Genomic DNA, 18,197 nt, shown 5'->3' on the forward strand with positions numbered 1-18,197 from the left:
GAGGCCGCGCATTCTACAGCAGCCTTGTGTCTCGTCAAGCTGTTTTTGAAGAAGTTTTTCTTTCTTCTCAACCGCTTGCGCTTCCGATCAACCTAATGCCTCTCGTCAGCGGGAGGCGAATCATACAGCGTCTAAAACCGCTGTCAACCACCTCTTTCAACCGCTTCCGATCAACCTGACCGAAGCCACCAACAGGACTCAACCACCACCCTGCCAGCCCGGCGCATTCTACTCGAATTCGCCATCCGTACAACCCTTTATTTTCGCTAACTTCTTGATTTACAAGAGGTTCGCTAAAGGCCTGCGCCGGAGAAGGTGCGCATTATAGGCACTCAGAAACTCACGTCAACGGTTTTCTCTGCCCTGCGAGCAGTGCGCATTTTTCTCTATATAAAGAGGCATCTCGTCTCGTATGAGCACTGCCCCTGGTTATGAGAAATGCCGAGGAGACAAAGACTCCGGAAAGAGGTTCATCATGATTGAGCACCAAGAAGTTAACTACTGCTCATCTCGAGCACACCCCTAGCGTCACGGAACGCTCCATTGGCCTAGATGGAAACCACTTCACAGTCGAACCCAGCCTTCCTGCCTAGCATTCGCATCTCAATGACGTGCGGGTTTAGCACGTGGCAAGTCGTTGCGCATGAAGCGCACCTGCAACAGTAAACGCTGACGCAGGCATTAATTGAGTCATGGAATGACGTTTTCGAACAAGCTAGCCGTCCATGTATTGACACTAGCAAAAGCACCCATCACAGCCACTTGCTTCGCAGGCGACGATGTTCGCTATGCCGCTGAATATGAGTTGCTGGAGCAGGAGCTTGGCAAGGCGGCGTCGCTACATGCCTCGGGGTCCGTAGACTGGGATACAGTGCGTGAGGGCAGCGAAAGCCTGCTGAGCACTCAGACTAAAGATTTACGTATTGCGGCTTGGCTGACTTGGAGCCTGTATCAACGTGATTCGTTTCTCGGGTTGCATGCCGGCCTGTCCATGCTTGGATTCTTTTGCCGCGACCACTGGGACGACATCCATCCACGCAAGGACCGCACGCGTGCTGCTGCGATCACGTGGCTGGTTCCTCGGATGGAACAGGTGCTTGCCGAACATGTGCCGATGGGCGAGCAACTTCAACTATTCGAGCAGATCACGGTCGAGCTACGCAGCCTCGAAAGCTGCCTAGCAGCGAAGTTAGGGACACAGGCTCCGCTCCTATTACCTCTATGTCGTCGGCTCGAGGAAATGGTCAAGCGAGCTGGCGCCGCGCATCCGCACCCAGGTGCTGTGGGCGCAGCTATAGCCCAGGTCAAACAGGTGGCTGCGCAAGTGTTCACCGCTGCAACACCGGTAGAGCACGAGAAAGACGCCCATAAGAGCCTGCGCAGCCTGCAGGATCAGGCCAGACCGCTTTGCGGCTGGTGGCTCAAGCAAAAAGCTACCGATCTCAAGCCTCTGCGGCTGGCTCGCACTCTTCTGTGGCTACCCATCGACTGTCTCCCCGAACGCAACGCCGATCAGATCACCGCACTACGCGGCATCCCGGCAGACAAACTCGCCAGCTATCGCGAGCGCTTCTCGCAGGGCCTATACGCCGACTTATTAGCCGACCTAGAAGCCAGCATTGCCCGCGCGCCGTTCTGGCTCGATGGTCAGCGCCTGGCCTGGGGATGCTTGAGCGAGCTCGACGCCGAACAGGCAATGCGCGAGGTAGAAATCCAGCTCGCGCTCTTCCTGCAACGAATGCCGGGGCTAGAGGAGCTGCGCTTTCATGACGGCGCACCCTTTGCCGACGCAGAAACTCGCGCCTGGATCAGCGCCCAAGTAATGCCTCATGTACAGCCCGCGCAGGCTGCAAGCGAATCGCCAATCAACCGGGGCGGTACTACGCCCGTCTGGGAAGAGGCGCTGCAGGAGGTACTTCCTCACTTACGCAAAGACGGCCTCAAAAGCGCCGTGCAGAAGCTCAAGCTCGGCCTCAACCAGGCACGCGGTGGGCGGGAGCGTTTCTACTGGCAACTGACTTTGGCCCGGCTGTGCTTGCAGGCCAAAAAATACGACCTGGCCAAGACCCAACTCGAATCCCTCGATCAGACGCTACAGGCCACGGGCCTGGGCGACTGGGAACCCGATCTCGCCCTCGAGGTGCTGCGTCTGCTGCATAGCTGTTGCGAGCTGCTGCCGCAGAACCACGCCGTGCGCGAAAGCAAGGATGAGATTTACCGCAGGCTGTGCCACCTCGACCTCGAAGTGGTACTCGATTAGGCCCCCGGGCCGTAAACCAAAGGAGAAGACCCATGGCCAAAGAAGGCTCGGTAGCCCCCAAAGAACGCATCAACGTCACCTTCAAGCCTGCCACCGGCGGCGCTCAGGAAGAACTCGAACTGCCACTGAAGTTGATGGTGCTCGGCGATTTCACCCAGCGCGCCGACCATCGCAAGATCGAGGACCGCAAGCCGATCGCCATCGACAAGAACAGCTTCGACGAGGTCCTGGCCAAGCAGGAGCTGAACCTCACTTTCTCGGTGCCGAACCGTCTGCAGGACGAGCCCACCGATGAAGAGCTGGCCGTACAGCTGAACATCAACTCGATGAAGGACTTCAACCCGGCCAACCTGGTCGAACAGGTTCCCGAATTGAAAAAGCTGATGGAACTGCGAGACGCGCTGGTCGCCCTCAAGGGCCCGCTGGGTAACGCCCCGGCCTTCCGCAAAGCGATCGAAAGTGTACTCGCCGACGACGACTCGCGTGACCGTGTACTCGGTGAGCTGGGTCTCGCCGCGAAAGAACAATTGGACGCCTGATTACTTCCGACAAGGAACGCCAACACCATGAGCACTAGCGCAGCAGCCGTTGAAAGTGGCAAGAACCTTGCCGAACTCGGCATTCTCGACCGCATCATCGCTGAAACCAAACTGACCCCCGAAGACGAGGCCTACGACATCGCCAAGCGCGGCGTGTCGGCTTTCATCGAAGAACTCCTCAAGCCACAGAACGAGCACGAGCCGGTCAAGAAGGCCATGGTCGACCGCATGATTGCGGAAATCGACGCCAAGCTCAGCCGTCAGATGGACGAGATTCTCCACCACCAGCAGTTCCAGACGCTGGAATCCTCCTGGCGCGGCCTCAAGCTGCTGGTCGATCGCACCAACTTCCGCGAGAACATCAAGCTCGAAGTCCTCAACGCGTCCAAGCAAGACCTGCTCGATGACTTCGAGGACAGCCCAGAAGTGGTCCAGTCCGGCCTGTACAAGCACATCTATACCGCTGAGTACGGCCAGTTCGGCGGCCAGCCGGTCGGTGCCCTGATTGCCAATTACTTCTTCGACCCGAGCGCACCGGACATCAAGACCATGCAGTACGTGGCCTCGGTCGCCAGCATGTCCCACGCGCCCTTCATAGCGGCGGCCGGCCCGAAATTCTTCGGTCTGGAAAGCTTCACCGGCCTGCCGGACGTGAAGGATCTGAAAGATCACTTCGAAGGCCCGCAGTTCGCCAAGTGGCAAAGCTTTCGCGAGCAGGAGGATGCCCGTTACGTCGGCCTGACCGTACCGCGCTTCCTGCTACGTAATCCCTACGACCCGGAAGACAACCCAGTCAAATCCTTCGTCTACAAGGAAAACGTGGCCAACAGCCACGAGCATTATCTTTGGGGCAACACCGCGTACACCTTCGCCAGCCGTCTGACCGACAGCTTCGCCAAGTTCCGCTGGTGCCCGAACATCATCGGCCCGCAAAGCGGTGGCGCGGTGGAAGACCTACCGCTGCACCACTTCGAGAGCATGGGCGAGATCGAAACCAAGATTCCGACCGAAGTGCTGGTCTCCGACCGTCGTGAATACGAACTGGCCGAAGAAGGCTTCATCGCTCTGACCATGCGTAAGGGCAGCGACAACGCCGCGTTCTTCTCCGCCAACTCTGCGCAAAAGCCGAAGTTCTTCGGCAACAGCGAAGAAGGCAAGAACGCCGAACTCAACTATAAGCTCGGCACTCAGCTGCCTTACCTGTTCATCGTCAACCGCCTGGCGCACTACCTCAAAGTGCTGCAGCGCGAACAGATCGGTGCCTGGAAAGAGCGTACCGACCTGGAACTGGAACTGAACAAGTGGATTCGCCAGTACGTGGCCGACCAGGAGAACCCAAGCTCCGAAGTCCGTAGCCGTCGTCCGCTGCGCGCCGCGCAAGTCGTCGTCAGCGATGTCGACGGAGAGCCGGGCTGGTACCGCGTCAGCCTGAACGTGCGCCCGCACTTCAAGTACATGGGTGCCGATTTCACGCTGTCGCTGGTTGGCAAGCTGGACAAGGAATAAGCATCCATGTCCTACGGCAGCCTTTTCGAACGCCTCGGCGGTGACGCCGACAAGCGCGCCGGCTGGAGTCGCGAAGTCGCGGCAATGGCTTCGGTGGCTGCCCATCTGGCCAAAATGCTCAGCACCCGGGCGGGCAGCGTGCAAACGTTGCCCGACTACGGGTTGCCCGATTTGAACGATATGCGCCTGTCGCTGCACGACTCGCTGCAACAGGCGCGTATCGCCATTGAACGCTTCATCGAAGCGTACGAACCCCGCTTGAGCCAGGTCCGGGTGATATCCCTGCCCCGCACGCACGATCCACTGAGCCTGTCCTTCGCCATCGAAGGTCTGCTGGAAGTCGACGGTTCGAAGCGCCAAGTAAGTTTTTCCGCGAGCCTGGACGGCAGCGGACAAGTGAAAGTCCACTAAGGAGAGCCTGATGTCCGGTAAACCCGCAGCCCGACTGGGCGACCCCACCAATTGCCCGAAGAAGGGCCACGGCACCAACCCGATCGCGGCCGGCTCTCCTGACGTTCTGTTCGAAGGCATGCCCGCCGCACGCATGGGTGATCCCACCTCGTGTGGCAGCGCGTTGGCCAGTGCGGTCATCCCAACAGTGCTGATCAACGGCAAACCGGCTACTACGGTGGGCACGATGGCTGATCACGGTAATCCGGTGATCGCCGGGTCCGGCACCATTGTGATTGGCGGTTGACCATGCGCCTTACAGGGATGGCCGGCTGATGTCCTTCAACCACTACTACCAGAGCGAACTCACCGCCCTGCGCCAACTCGGCAAGCGCTTCTCCGAGCGTAGTCCGGCGCTGGCACCATTCCTCGGACAGGCCGGGCGTGATCCGGATGTCGAGCGGTTGCTGGAAGGCTTCGCCTTTCTCACCGGGCGCCTGCGCCAGAAGCTCGATGACGAGCTGCCGGAGCTGACCCATTCCTTGATGCACCTGCTGTGGCCGAACTACATGCGCCCGCTGCCGGCGTTCAGCATGTTGCAGTTCGACCCGGTCAATCGACCAGGCCCTGCGTTGATGGTGCCGCGCAATACGCCGGTCGAATCCAAGCCGATCAAGGGTGTGACCTGCCGCTTCCGTACCGCCTACGCCACCGAGGTTCTGCCGTTGGCGCTCGGCGCGTTGGACTATTCAGTTAAAGGCGGTGGCGCATTGCTGAGCCTGCGTTTGCAGATGACGGCCGATGGGCATCTGGGTGAGTTGAATCTTAAGCAGCTGCGCCTTCATCTCGCTGGCGAGCGTTACATCAGCCAGATGCTTTATCTGAGCTTGCTGCGCAACGTCGCTGACGTGCAGCTGTTTGCCTTGGATGCCAACGGCAAACCATTCAGTGACGGCTTCGGCGTTGCGCTACCCGCACTCCATATCGATCCATCAAAGCTTCAGCCGGTGGGATTTGCCGAAGATCAGGCATTGATCCCCTATCCGCTCAACACCTTCCGCGGTTACCGCTACCTGCAAGAGTACTTCGCCTTCCAGGAGAAATTCCTGTTCGTCGACTTGCTTGGCCTCGATGCCATCAAGCGTCTGCCGCAGGAGGTGCTGGAACAGGCGCGTGGCTTCGAGCTGCGCTTCGACATCCACAAGGCTGGCGTGCAGCGCATCCGCCCGACGCTGGATAACGTGCGCCTGTACTGCACCCCGGTGGTCAACCTGTTCGAACACGACGCCATCCCGATTCGCCTGGACGGCAAGCAGGACCAGTATCTGCTGATGCCATCCGAACTCGACAGCACCCACTGCGGTGTCTTTTCGGTCGACCGTGTTACCGGCTGGAAGCCGGGCGGCATGGGCTACGAAGAATACGTGCCGTTCGAATCCTTCGAGCATGACCCCAGTTTCGACGTACCGGTGGCGCGCCCGCACTACAGCGTGCGTCAGCAGCCCTCGATGCTGGGCGACGGCCTTGAGACCTACCTCAGCTTTGGTCTGCGCAACCTGGACCAGCACGAGACACTGTCCATCGAGCTGACCTGCACCAACCAGAACCTGCCGCGCCAGCTGCGCCTGGGCGATATCTGTCTACCCAGCGAAGACACGCCGGAGTTCCTGACCTTCCGCAACATCAGCGCCGTGACGCCGAGCTATGCGCCGCCGCTGCATCGTGACTTCCTCTGGAAGTTGATCAGCAACATGTCGCTCAATTACCTGTCGCTGGCCAACGTCGAGGCGCTCAAGGTGATCCTCGAGACCTATGACCTGCCGCGCTATTACGACCAGCACGCGGAGAAGGTCAGCAAGCGCCTGCTCGGCGGCCTTAAGCAGATCGGCCATCAGCACGTTGACCGGCTGCACCGCGGCCTGCCGGTGCGCGGCGTGCGCACGGAACTGGTGATGGACCCCGAGGGCTATCTGGGCGATGGGGACCTGTTCCTTTTCGCCTCGATTCTCAATGAATTCTTTGCGCTGTACGCAAGCCTCAACTCGTATCACGAGCTGCGCGTCAAGAGCACACAGGGAGAGGTGTACCAATGGACGCCGCGTATGGGGCAGCAGCCCCTACTCTAAACCGGATCAGCCGGGGTATCCGCGAGTACAGCCTGTTCCAGGGTGTGCTCCTGGTGATGGACCGTCTGAAAGCCGCACATCCGGACCTGGACGAAGAGGCGCTCTGCGAGCACCTGGAGTTCCAGGCCAACCCGAGCCTGGGCTTCCCCGGCAGCGACGTCGACCGCGTGCACTTTTTCGAAGAGCATGGGCAACTGCGTGCGCAACTGCGGATCAACCTGGTCAGCCTCTTCGGGGCCGGCTCGCCATTGCCTGCCTTCTATGGTGAGCAGGCTCTCGGCGATAGCGCCGAAGGCAACCCGACACGCGAATTTCTCGACCTGTTCAACAATCGTCTGCAGCGTCTGATTCTGCCGATCTGGCAGAAGTACCGTTACCGCGCACGCTTCAGCACTGGCGCACGCGACCCGCTGTCCGAACAGCTGTTCGCCCTCATCGGCCTCGGCGGTGAGCAGATTCGTGCCGCCTCTGAGTTGAACTGGAAGCGCCTACTGCCGTACCTGGGGCTGCTCAGCCTGCGCGCACACTCGGCGGCTTTGATCGAGTCGGTACTGCGCTACTACTTCAAGCACGCCGACCTGCGCATCGAGCAATGCCTTGAGCGTCAGGTCGAGATTCTCGCCGAGCAGCAGAACCGCCTCGGTCGTGCCAACAGCCAGCTCGGTGAGAGTCTGGTGCTGGGCGAGCGGGTGCGGGATCGCGGCGGCAAGTTCCGCATCCATATCCGGCAACTCAGTTGGGACCGCTTTCACGAATTTCTGCCAGTCGGCACCGGCTATCAGCCGCTCTGTGCACTGGTGCGCTTCACCCTGCGCGATCCGCTGGACTATGACATCCGCCTGCAATTGCGCCAGGACGACATTCGTGACCTGCGCATCGGCGCCGAGAACACCTGCCGCCTCGGCTGGACCAGCTGGCTCGGCAGCGAGCGCGCCGACGGCATGGTCACCCTGGGCAGCCAGACTCATTAAGGAAGATGAAGATGATCAACGTAGACCTTCAACAACTGGTCCAGGCTCTGGATGCGCAGACCAAGCATGATCTGGAAACCGCGGCGGAGCGCTGCGTGGTCCGTGGCGGCAACAAGATACTCGTCGAAGACCTGCTGCTCGGCTTGCTGGAGCGCCCCGAAGGCCTGCTGAACCGCGCGCTGCAGGATGCAGACGTTGTTCCCGGCACGCTGGCCCAGGCGCTGCAACCACGTGGCGAGCACAGCGAGTCGCGCAATCCGGTGTTTTCCGCGGAGCTGGTGCAGTGGCTGCAGGATGCGCTGCTGGTCGGCAACCTCGAGCTCGGCCAGAGCCAGATCGACCAGGCCGCGCTGATCCTGGCGCTGTTGCGCAACCCGATGCGCTACGCCGGCAGTCACTACCAACCGTTGCTAGCCAGGCTCAACGCCGAGCGACTGCGTGAGTTCGCCTTGGCCCAACAGCCGACGCAACAACCCGCAGGCACCCCCACCGCCGGTGGCGAATCGAACCTCTCACGCTTCACGCATAACTTTACCCAGCAAGCCCGTGACGGCAAGCTCGACCCTGTCCTGTGCCGCGATGGCGCCATTCGCCAGATGATCGACATTCTCGCCCGCCGGCGCAAAAGTAATCCGATCGTGGTAGGCGAAGCCGGGGTCGGCAAGACCGCCATCGTCGAAGGCCTGGCGTTGCGCATTGCGGCCGGCGAAGTCCCGGACGCACTCAAGGGCGTCGAACTCATGGCCCTGGACCTTGGCCTGCTGCAGGCCGGCGCCAGCGTCAAAGGGGAATTCGAGCGCCGCCTGCAGGGCGTGATCGATGAAGTCAAAGGCTCGCCCAAGCCAATCATCCTGTTCATCGACGAAGCCCACACGCTGATCGGCGCGGGTGGCCAGGCAGGTAGCGGCGACGCGGCCAACCTGCTCAAGCCAGCACTGGCCCGGGGCGAGCTGCGCACCATCGCCGCCACGACATGGAGTGAATACAAAAAGTACTTCGAGAAGGACCCGGCCCTCGCACGTCGCTTCCAGCCGGTGCAGCTGCACGAGCCGACTGTTTCCGAAGCGGTGACCATCCTGCGCGGCCTAGCGCCGGTCTATGAAAAGAGCCACGGCATCTATCTGCGTGACGACGCAGTGGTAGCCGCCGCCGAACTGTCGGCCCGCTACCTGGCAGGCCGCCAACTGCCCGATAAGGCGGTGGATGTATTGGACACCGCCTGCGCCCGCGTGCGCATCAGCCTTGCAGCTGCACCGGAAGCACTGGAGCGCCTGCGCGGGGAAATTGCAGAAGGTGAACGCCAACGCGAAGCGGTACGTCGGGACCTCGATGCCGGATTGAGCGTAGACCGTGAGGCGCTCGACGCTTTGGACGTCCGACTGAGCGAAGCACGTGCCGAACTCGAACAAGTAGAAACCCGCTGGTCCGTCCAGCGCGAACTCGCCGAACGGCTGCTGGAACTGCGAAAGGCTTGCGCGACAGCTCGCCAAGTAGCTGTAGACGAAGCCTGCGCGCAACCGCCGCAGGATATCGAAACGCTGGAAGCCGAACTGCGTGACGTACAGGGTGAGCTGGCCAGCGCCCAGACCCACGAGCGCCTAGTCAGCTTCGAGGTGTGCCCACGTCTGGTGGCCGAGGTGATCAGCCACTGGACCGGCGTGCCGCTTTCGCAACTGGCACGCGAGCACAACAGCAAAGTGCTGACCTTCGCCAGCGACCTTCGCCAGCGGGTGCGTGGCCAGGAGCAAGCCGTCGAGGCACTGGACCGCTCGATGCGCGCGACCGCCGCCGGCCTCAACCGCGCCGACGCGCCGGTGGGCGTGTTCCTACTGGTCGGCCCCAGCGGGGTCGGCAAGACCGAGACTGCCCTGGCGCTGGCCGACCTGCTCTACGGCGGTGAGCGCTTTCTCACCACCATCAACATGTCCGAGTTTCAGGAAAAGCACAGTGTTTCTCGGCTCATCGGCGCGCCGCCAGGCTATGTGGGCTACGGTGAGGGCGGCATGCTCACCGAGGCCGTCCGGCAGAAACCCTACTCGGTGGTGCTACTCGACGAAGTCGAGAAGGCCGATCCGGATGTGATGAACGTGTTCTATCAGATCTTCGACAAGGGTGTGGCCAACGACGGCGAAGGGCGCGAAATCAACTTCCGCAACACCTTGATCCTGATGACCAGCAACCTGGCCAGTGAACGCATCGCCGGTCTCTGCGCCAACAGCCAGCGCCCCGCAGCCGACGATTTGGAGCAGGCCATTCGCCCGCAGCTGACGCAGCATTTCAAGCCGGCACTGCTCGGCCGGATGCGCGTGGTGCCTTATTACCCGATCGAGGGTGACGTGCTGGAGGAGCTGGTGGGGCTCAAGCTCACCCGTTTTGGCGAGCGCCTCGCCCGACGTCAGCTGCAGTTCAGCCATTGCCCGGCGTTGCTGGCGCATCTGGCCGAGCGCTGCACACATAGCGAAAGCGGCGCGCGGCTGATCGACCATCTCATCGACCAGCACCTGCAACCGCTGGTAGTCGACCGGCTGCTCGACGCCATGGCTGGCGGCGAAACCCTGCAGCGCGTGCATGCAACCCTCGACGGCAACGGGGCGGTGGTCTGTGAGTTCGCTTAAGGTCCCGCCCATGTTCGTCGAACCGCCCTCAACATTTGACCCGCGATCGCTGCTCGAGCGCTTCGCCGAGTTGGCATGGAACACCGACACGAACGCTTGGCTCAATGGGCTCACCGAACTGGTCGCACAACTGGCGCACTGCCCGCTCGCTCAGCTCTACCTGCTCGACGCAACCCATACGCGCCTGACGCTTTCGGCCGAATGGTTGGAGGGAGCGCGGGGGCACGAGGCGACCAGCGTGCCCAGCGACTATCGCGACGAACAATTGCTGCAGTATTGCCTCAGCCAGAACCAGCAACTGAGCATCGCGCCACTCGATGCCAGCCTGCACCAGACCAGCTTCCTGCCAGAAACATCGCGCCCATGGCGCAGCCTGCTGTGCCTGCCGCTGCAGGACGCTGAGGGCCATACCGCCGGGTTACTGGTGGCTGCCAGCAACACCCATCAAGATCTCGCGGCGGACTCGGCCACGCTGTCCAACCTTGGCCGGTTCGCCCTTGGCCAGGCGCAACTGCTCAATCGTTTGCGTGACACTCGGCAACCAGATCTCGCACCCGCTGCATCGACGCGTCCCTGCGCCAGCGGCTATGGCCTGATCGGCGACAGTCCACGGATGCGCGCAGTCTACGGGCTGATCAGCAAGGTATTGCATAACCCGGTAAGCGTTATGCTGACCGGTGAAACCGGCACGGGAAAGGAACTCGTTGCCCGCGCCATTCATGATTGCGGCTCGCGACGCAGCCAGGCCTTTATCGTCCAGAATTGCGCGGCTTTACCGGAGCATTTACTGGAAAGTGAGCTGTTCGGCTATCGCAAGGGGGCCTTTACCGGTGCTGATCGTGACCACGAAGGGCTGTTCGATGCGGCCAATGGCGGCACGCTGTTTCTAGACGAGATCGGTGACATGCCGTTGACCTTGCAGGCCAAGCTCTTACGGGTCCTGCAGGAAGGCGAAGTGCGGCCGCTGGGCAGCACTCGCACCCACAAGGTCGATGTCCGGGTCGTCGCTGCAACTCACCAAGACCTGCACAAGCGCGTCGAGGAAGGTCGTTTTCGCGAGGATCTTTACTACCGGCTCTCCATTTTCCCGATAGAACTGCCGCCCCTGCGCGAGCGCGGGCAAGACATCCTGCGCCTGGCGCGGCATTTTGCGGACAACGCCTGCGGCTTTCTGCAACGTGATGCCGTGCGCTGGTCCGATGCTGCACTGGAACAGCTCGCCGGCTATGGATTCCCGGGCAATGTGCGGGAGCTAAAGGGACTGGTCGAACGTGCCGTACTGCTCTGCGAGACCGGCGAACTGCTGCCGGAGCATTTCAGTCTGCGTAAGCTGGATGATGAACTCGACAGCACGCTGAGCCTGCGCGAACGGCTCGAGCGGGTCGAGCGCAACCTGTTGATCGACTGCCTGCGCAACAACGGTGGCAACCAGAGTCAGGCCGCACGCGAACTCGGCTTGCCGCGCCGCACCCTGCTCTATCGCATGGACCGGCTGAACATCAGCCCAGCATCCCTCTAAGTACGGACCGAAGACATGTTCAACCCGGCCAACGAAACTCACTTCAGTCTCGCCATCGATGGCATCGAGCACGACCTGCAGGTTCTAGAATTCAGGGGCCGCGAGGCGCTCTCTCAGCCCTTCTCCTTCGAGCTCGAACTGGTTAGCGAACGCCCTGATCTGGACCTGGAAAATCTGCTGCATCAGCCGGCCTTCCTGGCCCTATCGCCGGCCGGAAACGGCATCCATGGCCTGATCCACCGCGTCGCCCAAGGTGACTCCGGCAAGCGCCTGACCCGCTACCACATCACCCTACGTCCGCAGCTGGCCTATTTATCCCACCGTACCAACCAGCGGATCTTCCAGCACCTCACGGTGGAAAAGATCATCAGCCAGGTGCTCGAAGAGCATGGCATCCAGGCCAACGCTTTTCGCTTCCGCCTCGGCTCGGTCTACCCCGAGCGCAATTACTGTGTGCAGTACGACGAAAGCGATCTGCACTTCATCCAGCGCCTGTGCGAGGAAGAGGGCATTCACTACCACTCCCAGCACAGCGCGGCGGGCCATGTGCTGGTCTTCGGAGATGACCAGACGGGGTTTCCCAAGCTCGCACCGGTGACGTACCAGCAGGATTCCGGTTTGGTCGCGGACGAGCCGGTGGTCAAACGCTTCGGCCTGCGGGTCGAGACCCGCACCAGCCGCGTCACTCGCCGCGACTATGATTTCGAGAAACCGCGCCTGACCATGGAAGGTGCCTTCTACAGCGAGTTCCAACCGGACCTAGAAGATTACGACTACCCCGGCCGTTTCACCGAGCGAGCCCGCGGCAAGCACCTGTCCCAACGCGCGCTTGAACGCCACCGCAGCGACTACGAACTAGCCGAAGGTGAGAGCGACCAACCGCAGCTGGCCACCGGCCATTTTCTCGCGTTGACCGACCACCCGCTCAATGACTGGAACCAGCTCTGGCTGCTCAACGAAATCCTCCATGAAGGCAAGCAGCCGCAAGTGCTGGAAGAGTCGGTGACAAGCGATAGCCTGGCCCCTGACGGCTTCACCCAAGGCTACCGCAACCACTTCACCGCGACGCCCTGGCATGCCCCCTACCGCCCGGCCCTGAAGCATCCCAAGCCTAAGGTTCTCGGTAGCCAGACTGCCGTTGTCACAGGCCCTGCTGGTGAAGAAATCCACTGCGACGAGTACGGTCGCGTGAAAGTCCAGTTCCACTGGGACCGCGAAGGCCAGGCCGACGACAAGACCAGCTGCTGGCTGCGTGTCAGCACAAGCTGGGCCGGCGACCGCTACGGCGGCATCGCCATCCCCCGCGTTGGGATGGAAGTGCTGGTGACCTTCCTCGAAGGCGACCCAGACCAGCCTCTAGTCACCGGCTGCCTGTACCACAAGGAACATGTCGCCCCCTACGACCTGCCAGCCAACAAGACCCGCAGCGTCTTCAAGACCCTGAGTTCACCCGGTGGCGGCGGCTACAACGAACTGCGCATCGAAGACCGCAAAGGCGCCGAGCAGATCTACATCCACGCCCAGCGCGACTGGGACGAGAACATCGAACACGACCAAAAAATTCGCATCGGCCACGAACGCCACGACACCGTCGAGGCCAACAGCTACAGCGAATTCAAGGCAGAAGAACACCGCACCACCCACGCCGACCGCAAAACCGAGATCCGCGCCAACGACCACCTCACCGTGGGCAACGCCCAGCACGTGAAGATCGGCACAGGCCAGTTCGTCGAGGCGGGTAACGAAATCCACTACTACGCCGGCAGCAAAGTCGTCATCGATGCCGGAATGGAGCTCACCGCCAGCGGCGGTGGCAGCTTTCTAAAGCTCGACCCCAGCGGCGTCACGCTGAATGGCGCGACCATCAAGATGAATTCCGGTGGGGTCCCGGGTAAAGGCACAGGGTTGAGCATTTTGGCGCCAGTGGTTCCCTGGGCAGCCGATCAAGACAAGGCCGGCGCGCAGCCAAAGCTGGCACTGGCAAATACTCAACTGCAAATCGCGCGTAAGGCCAGACAGATTGGCGCAAGCCGTTGCCCGATTTGCGAGGCGTGTAGGGATGGAGTTTGCGAAACGGGAGCCAGCGAATGATCGAACTCGCTCGACACTGGCTAGACGATCAGCAATCCCGAGGGCGCGAGCTGCTATTGGTAGTCGATCGTTTAGCGGAACCCGATCCGATTGTGGAGCTATTCGGCGCGAACCTGATGCAGAACTACATCAACCTTTATCAAGGTACAGAGTTTGACGATATGGCCGTTGTTGGCCCATGGCTGGTACATGTAAACCATCCAGACGCAGCGTTTCTTCAAACCTTGTTGGATGATCCCCAAAGAAACTGGGGTTGGATGGCCAGCGCCGAGCACATCGACTTAAGCGTACTCGCTCAGCACTGGCGAGAGCGCATGCTGATCGATGGGCAAGAGCAACGGGCACTCTACCGTTTCCAGGACAACCGGGTAATCGCCCGCCATCTCGCAGAGCTCAGCGAGAATCAATATCCGTTGCTGCTGGGACAATTAAACAGTGCGCTATGTTGGGATGGTCAGACTTGGCAAAGCATCCATAACCCGTACCCAGGCCTATACCAAGCCCCCTTCGAAAAGCCCTGGCAGGAGCTCGCCGAGCCAGAGTGCGTCACTCATGAAATCCTGCACCATAACCTAGAACAATGGTTGTGGCAGAACCACTCAGCCGCAACCGCTCAGTTGGCTGAAACCCAGCCCCTGAGTAACTGGCTAGAGGCCCAGCTTGGTAAAGCCAAGAGGTGGCGGTGGCAGTCGTTAGAACGCATTCAGTTTCTCCTTCAGCATCAACTTCAACCTGAACTCGTCGGTCATTCGGCATGGGCTGTTTTGGATAACGAAACACCAGACGCACACTTCGAACGCACTAGCCGTGAGTTGGCAACTACTGCGGTTTACCCAGCGTAGAGGCTGTGCAGCCAAGCGCTAACGAGCGGCAACAATGATAAAGGAATTAGCATGAGCACTGTGATACGCGCCGGTTTATTGTTAGCCGCTTTACTTTGCCTAACCGCCTGCGGAACGTTAATAGGACGATCAGAACCCACGGCCATAGAGAGCAAATATTATAAAGGGACGCAGGGCAATCTCATGTTGCTCGGCCTGCACAACACTAACAAAGAAGCTAACGGCGCGACTGTAGCCTGCTGGATTATGGTGGTATGCCCCATAATAACATTAGCGTCACTGCCAATCGATGTTTCGATAGACACGTTATTAGTTCCTTATGACACATTCAATTATAAAAATTAAGTCCTGTTCAATGGCTAGGAGTAATCAGGAATGAAATCCTCTAATAAGACTAAACTTGGCCGCATAGTCTTATGCTCCAGTTTGCTTGGCCTCTCGCTCAGCGCGTGCAGTTCACTCAGCCCGATGATCGGTGAAAGCTTTACCTTGGAGGGCGAACTGCCGGCCAATTTTTCACTTAAGGCGCAGGCCCACTACGGTGTGGCCAATGGTTGTGACGGCGGACGGCGCCAAGCCAAGTCGTTCGAGAGTGGCTTTCAGGACGATAAGCAGCAGTACCGTTTCACTATCCCTGTCAGCTATCGCAATGGGTTGTGCGAAATGCGTTTGGCCAGGGTCGGGTTGTTTATACATGGTCGTTACGGCGACATGGACTGGCAACAGACGTACGACAACGGAGGTTTGGAGATAGTCGACAAACTCCCGGAGGGGGCTCCGGGCTTTGACGCAAACGGGATTCTCACCAGGCAGGCTGACTGTACTTGGTGGTTCCAGCAAAGCACTGCCAAATCACGTCTAGGTGAAATCAGCAAACTAATGAATTGCAAAGGTGCCGGGGCCCATTTAGCAGGCAACGAGCTGCGGGATAAAACTATCAGGTTGGATTTTCGGGTAAATCCTGAAGAACAGCCGTCTCGAGATAGAACCTGGGTTAAGTTCGCAAAGGGCTGGAAACCTTGCCTGCCAAAGGATGGATGGCAAAGCTGCCAAGTGCCCCCCGTATTTAAAACTTTCAAAATGAACGGCCGCGAATGCACCGTCTACCCCAATTGCACGGAGTGATCAGGGATGAATGACTCGGCGAAGTTAAGCAAGGTTGAAACACTGGATTGCCCGCAACGGAAGCATTGGGTCAGCTTTCGCCTAGTCGACGAGCACGGCGAAGGTATGCCTTATGCCAGCCTCGCTTATACGTTGCACGATAGCCAAGGGCAGAGGTACGAAGGGACTCTGGACGATGACGGGTTCGCACAAGTAGAGGGCTTCAACTGCGGCCCTGCTGTTCTTGATCTTTCAACCATCGATGCAGGAAGTCTCGACTGGTGGTACGAGGAGTTAACCATTAGAAAAGCTTTCAAGTTACCGCTCACATCTCTGCAAGTCGCCGCCGAACAATCCCCTATGGGCCCTCGCCGTGCGGACGGCAAAACCTATCTGGCAGAAGAGCGTGCAACGCGGGAAAAAGCACGCTTTCTGCGGGTGGAGGTCAGCGACTTTGCCGAAGCAACCAAGCACCTACCCGATCAGGATACTTCCTGGTGGCCGCGACCATCTGCGGTACTAAAGGAAAGTGCTGGACTGGCAGCCAAGGAGTTGGGCGCAGCCCTGACACCCAACCTGCATCACCTATTGGAGGTGAAGGCGCTACGTGCCTTTAGCCCCCTACTATCGCTGGACAAAACCTTCTGCGCCTTGAATGCATACCACTTGGCGGTGATGAGTGCATTTGTTTATGCGCCATTCGGTCAACGGATGATCACCGACAAGCCCTATGTTTCCTCAGCTCCACCCTATGATCTCGCTGGCACCATCGGCCATGTCTTGCGCGAGCAGCTGGCCCGCTTGGTAAAGCCGAGCCGCTTCAACGATGCGAAGTACCATCTGCTCTGCGAAGAAGTGCCCTACTCCAAACGTTTGGAGGTGATGCCGCACGATCCAGCTCGCTATCAAGCTGAAGCAGCTGAAGGCTGGAACAACCCCGAAGACGTTCACTTTATCTATCACGAAAAATCAGAAACCCAGGCCTTTATCACTCATAGCGACAAGGTAATTTTGATTACCGTACGGGGTACACAGGAGACATCGGATATTCTTCGCGACCTGGATGCCCGCCAAGTGCCCTATAAGGAAGGTGACGGCCAGGCACATCGTGGGTTTTACGAAGCCTTTCAGGCCGCTAAAGATTTCATACAGCGCTATCTAGATGCCTTCCATCGACCAGAACATCACATTGTGGTCTGCGGCCATAGCCTAGGCGGTGCAATTGCTCTGCTATTGGCAGAGTGGCTACGTCGCGACTGGTCGGACAACATTCAGCTCTACACCTTCGGCGCCCCGCGTGCAGGCGACCGTGCTTTCGCCGAAGGTGCAGCAGCCCTTATCCACCACCGCTTGGTCAACCATAACGACCCGGTGCCGGGCGTGCCCTTCACCTGGATGGATGCGGAGTGGAAACTCGCTCTACCCGGTACAGTGGCCCTACTCAGCTCACCGCTTCTGGGTATCGCAATGCTGTTAGGTGGGCTGCTGAATCTACGTGGCGATCCTTACGAACACCATGGTGAGCAGCGCCACTTTATGCCGCGTAAGCACAATGCCGGCAGTGAAGCGGCGATCCTCTGGCAACCCGGCTGTGCAGTTATTGACGAGCAAGCCTGCGCCACCTACGCCGGTGCGCTGGACCTCGAAAATGATATGCCCAAGCGTAAATCACTGATCGCCCAAGCCCTTTCTGCAGCGGAGCACTCCAGCGATGGCGGCTATAGCCGCTCCATGCTGACGACGCTGCTGCGCTGGAATGCTAGTGTCGAGAGCCGCAATGGTGCGCTGTTTACACCGGAGGAGTTGAGGGACATCCAGACGCAAGTGCAGCAAGTAGAGCAGCAGCTGGCAAATTGGCAGCCCGGCAGCTTCATCGAGTTTCGTCGCCAAGTACGTCTGCGTCATGACGCCCGTTTCTATAACAAGTCGGATATGGAACTACGCCAGCTTTATCACGATGGCATCAACTTGGCGCGCAAGCTCGGTAGCGAACAACGCGAGGCATTGGTGCGCGCGCGCACCCGTTTGCTCAAACAGGCGCAGCGACAACTGGCCAGTGAAGATGTCTTCGGCGATCTTAGCCAACGTCCAGATCTTGCGGAATTGGTCAGCGAGTGGCGTGCAATTGACGCAAATATGCAAGCCGAAAAGCTGGCCAAGATCCCAACCGTTGAGATGTGGGCCTATGCGTAACGCGGCCTCCAGCCCAAGCAGTTAACAACCTTGAAACTGGT

14 protein-coding genes are annotated in these 18,197 nt (G+C 59.7%); all 14 read left to right on the forward strand.

Annotated features, from left to right (window positions below):
• Positions 1-697 precede the first annotated feature (697 nt).
• The 14 genes from tssA to ACQKIK_RS16580 are packed head-to-tail and all read left to right on the forward strand — an operon-like array spanning position 698 to position 18,156.
• Complete coding sequence (gene tssA / locus ACQKIK_RS16515) at positions 698-2,260, forward strand: type VI secretion system protein TssA (protein ID WP_499136743.1); 1,563 nt, start codon at positions 698-700, stop codon at positions 2,258-2,260.
• 32 nt (positions 2,261-2,292) lie between these two features.
• Positions 2,293-2,799, forward strand: coding sequence for a type VI secretion system contractile sheath small subunit (gene tssB / locus ACQKIK_RS16520; protein WP_045422460.1), 507 nt, complete (start codon positions 2,293-2,295; stop codon positions 2,797-2,799).
• Positions 2,800-2,826: 27 nt separating this feature from the next.
• Positions 2,827-4,305 (forward strand): type VI secretion system contractile sheath large subunit, encoded by a 1,479-nt coding sequence (gene tssC / locus ACQKIK_RS16525; RefSeq protein ID WP_499136744.1) that lies wholly within the window; start codon positions 2,827-2,829, stop codon positions 4,303-4,305.
• A 6-nt stretch (positions 4,306-4,311) separates the two neighbouring features.
• On the forward strand, positions 4,312-4,716 hold the full coding sequence (gene tssE, locus ACQKIK_RS16530) for a type VI secretion system baseplate subunit TssE (RefSeq protein WP_127838208.1): 405 nt from the start codon (positions 4,312-4,314) through the stop codon (positions 4,714-4,716).
• 10 nt (positions 4,717-4,726) lie between these two features.
• Entirely contained in the window at positions 4,727-5,002 is a 276-nt protein-coding gene (locus tag ACQKIK_RS16535; protein WP_499136745.1) for a PAAR domain-containing protein, read from the forward strand.
• 28 nt (positions 5,003-5,030) lie between these two features.
• Complete coding sequence (tssF, locus tag ACQKIK_RS16540; protein WP_499136746.1) at positions 5,031-6,821, forward strand: type VI secretion system baseplate subunit TssF; 1,791 nt, start codon at positions 5,031-5,033, stop codon at positions 6,819-6,821.
• The gene (gene tssG / locus ACQKIK_RS16545; protein WP_499136748.1) at positions 6,785-7,792 is read left to right on the forward strand and encodes a type VI secretion system baseplate subunit TssG; all 1,008 of its coding nucleotides are present in this window, start codon (positions 6,785-6,787) and stop codon (positions 7,790-7,792) included. Before tssF ends, tssG begins: the two co-directional genes overlap by 37 nt.
• A 5-nt stretch (positions 7,793-7,797) precedes the next feature.
• A complete protein-coding gene (tssH, locus tag ACQKIK_RS16550; RefSeq protein ID WP_499136749.1) occupies positions 7,798-10,407 on the forward strand; it encodes a type VI secretion system ATPase TssH in 2,610 nt (869 codons plus the stop codon).
• A gap of 10 nt (positions 10,408-10,417) precedes the next feature.
• On the forward strand, positions 10,418-11,926 hold the full coding sequence (locus ACQKIK_RS16555; RefSeq protein ID WP_499136750.1) for a sigma-54 interaction domain-containing protein: 1,509 nt from the start codon (positions 10,418-10,420) through the stop codon (positions 11,924-11,926).
• Positions 11,927-11,941: 15 nt separating this feature from the next.
• A complete protein-coding gene (locus tag ACQKIK_RS16560) occupies positions 11,942-14,017 on the forward strand; it encodes a type VI secretion system Vgr family protein (RefSeq protein ID WP_499136751.1) in 2,076 nt (691 codons plus the stop codon).
• Positions 14,014-14,859, forward strand: coding sequence for a DUF4123 domain-containing protein (locus tag ACQKIK_RS16565; protein WP_499136753.1), 846 nt, complete (start codon positions 14,014-14,016; stop codon positions 14,857-14,859). Before ACQKIK_RS16560 ends, ACQKIK_RS16565 begins: the two co-directional genes overlap by 4 nt.
• A gap of 51 nt (positions 14,860-14,910) precedes the next feature.
• Positions 14,911-15,204, forward strand: a complete 294-nt coding sequence (locus ACQKIK_RS16570) for a YceK/YidQ family lipoprotein (RefSeq protein ID WP_081262859.1) — start codon at positions 14,911-14,913, stop codon at positions 15,202-15,204.
• A 30-nt stretch (positions 15,205-15,234) separates the two neighbouring features.
• A complete protein-coding gene (locus ACQKIK_RS16575) occupies positions 15,235-15,984 on the forward strand; it encodes a hypothetical protein (RefSeq protein ID WP_499136754.1) in 750 nt (249 codons plus the stop codon).
• A gap of 6 nt (positions 15,985-15,990) precedes the next feature.
• Positions 15,991-18,156: a lipase family protein gene (locus tag ACQKIK_RS16580; protein WP_499136756.1), complete on the forward strand. Its 2,166-nt coding sequence runs from the start codon at positions 15,991-15,993 to the stop codon at positions 18,154-18,156.
• Positions 18,157-18,197 lie beyond the last annotated feature (41 nt).

Source organism: Pseudomonas sp. NPDC047961 (genome assembly GCF_050272435.1).
Classification (GTDB): Bacteria; Pseudomonadota; Gammaproteobacteria; order Pseudomonadales; family Pseudomonadaceae; genus Stutzerimonas.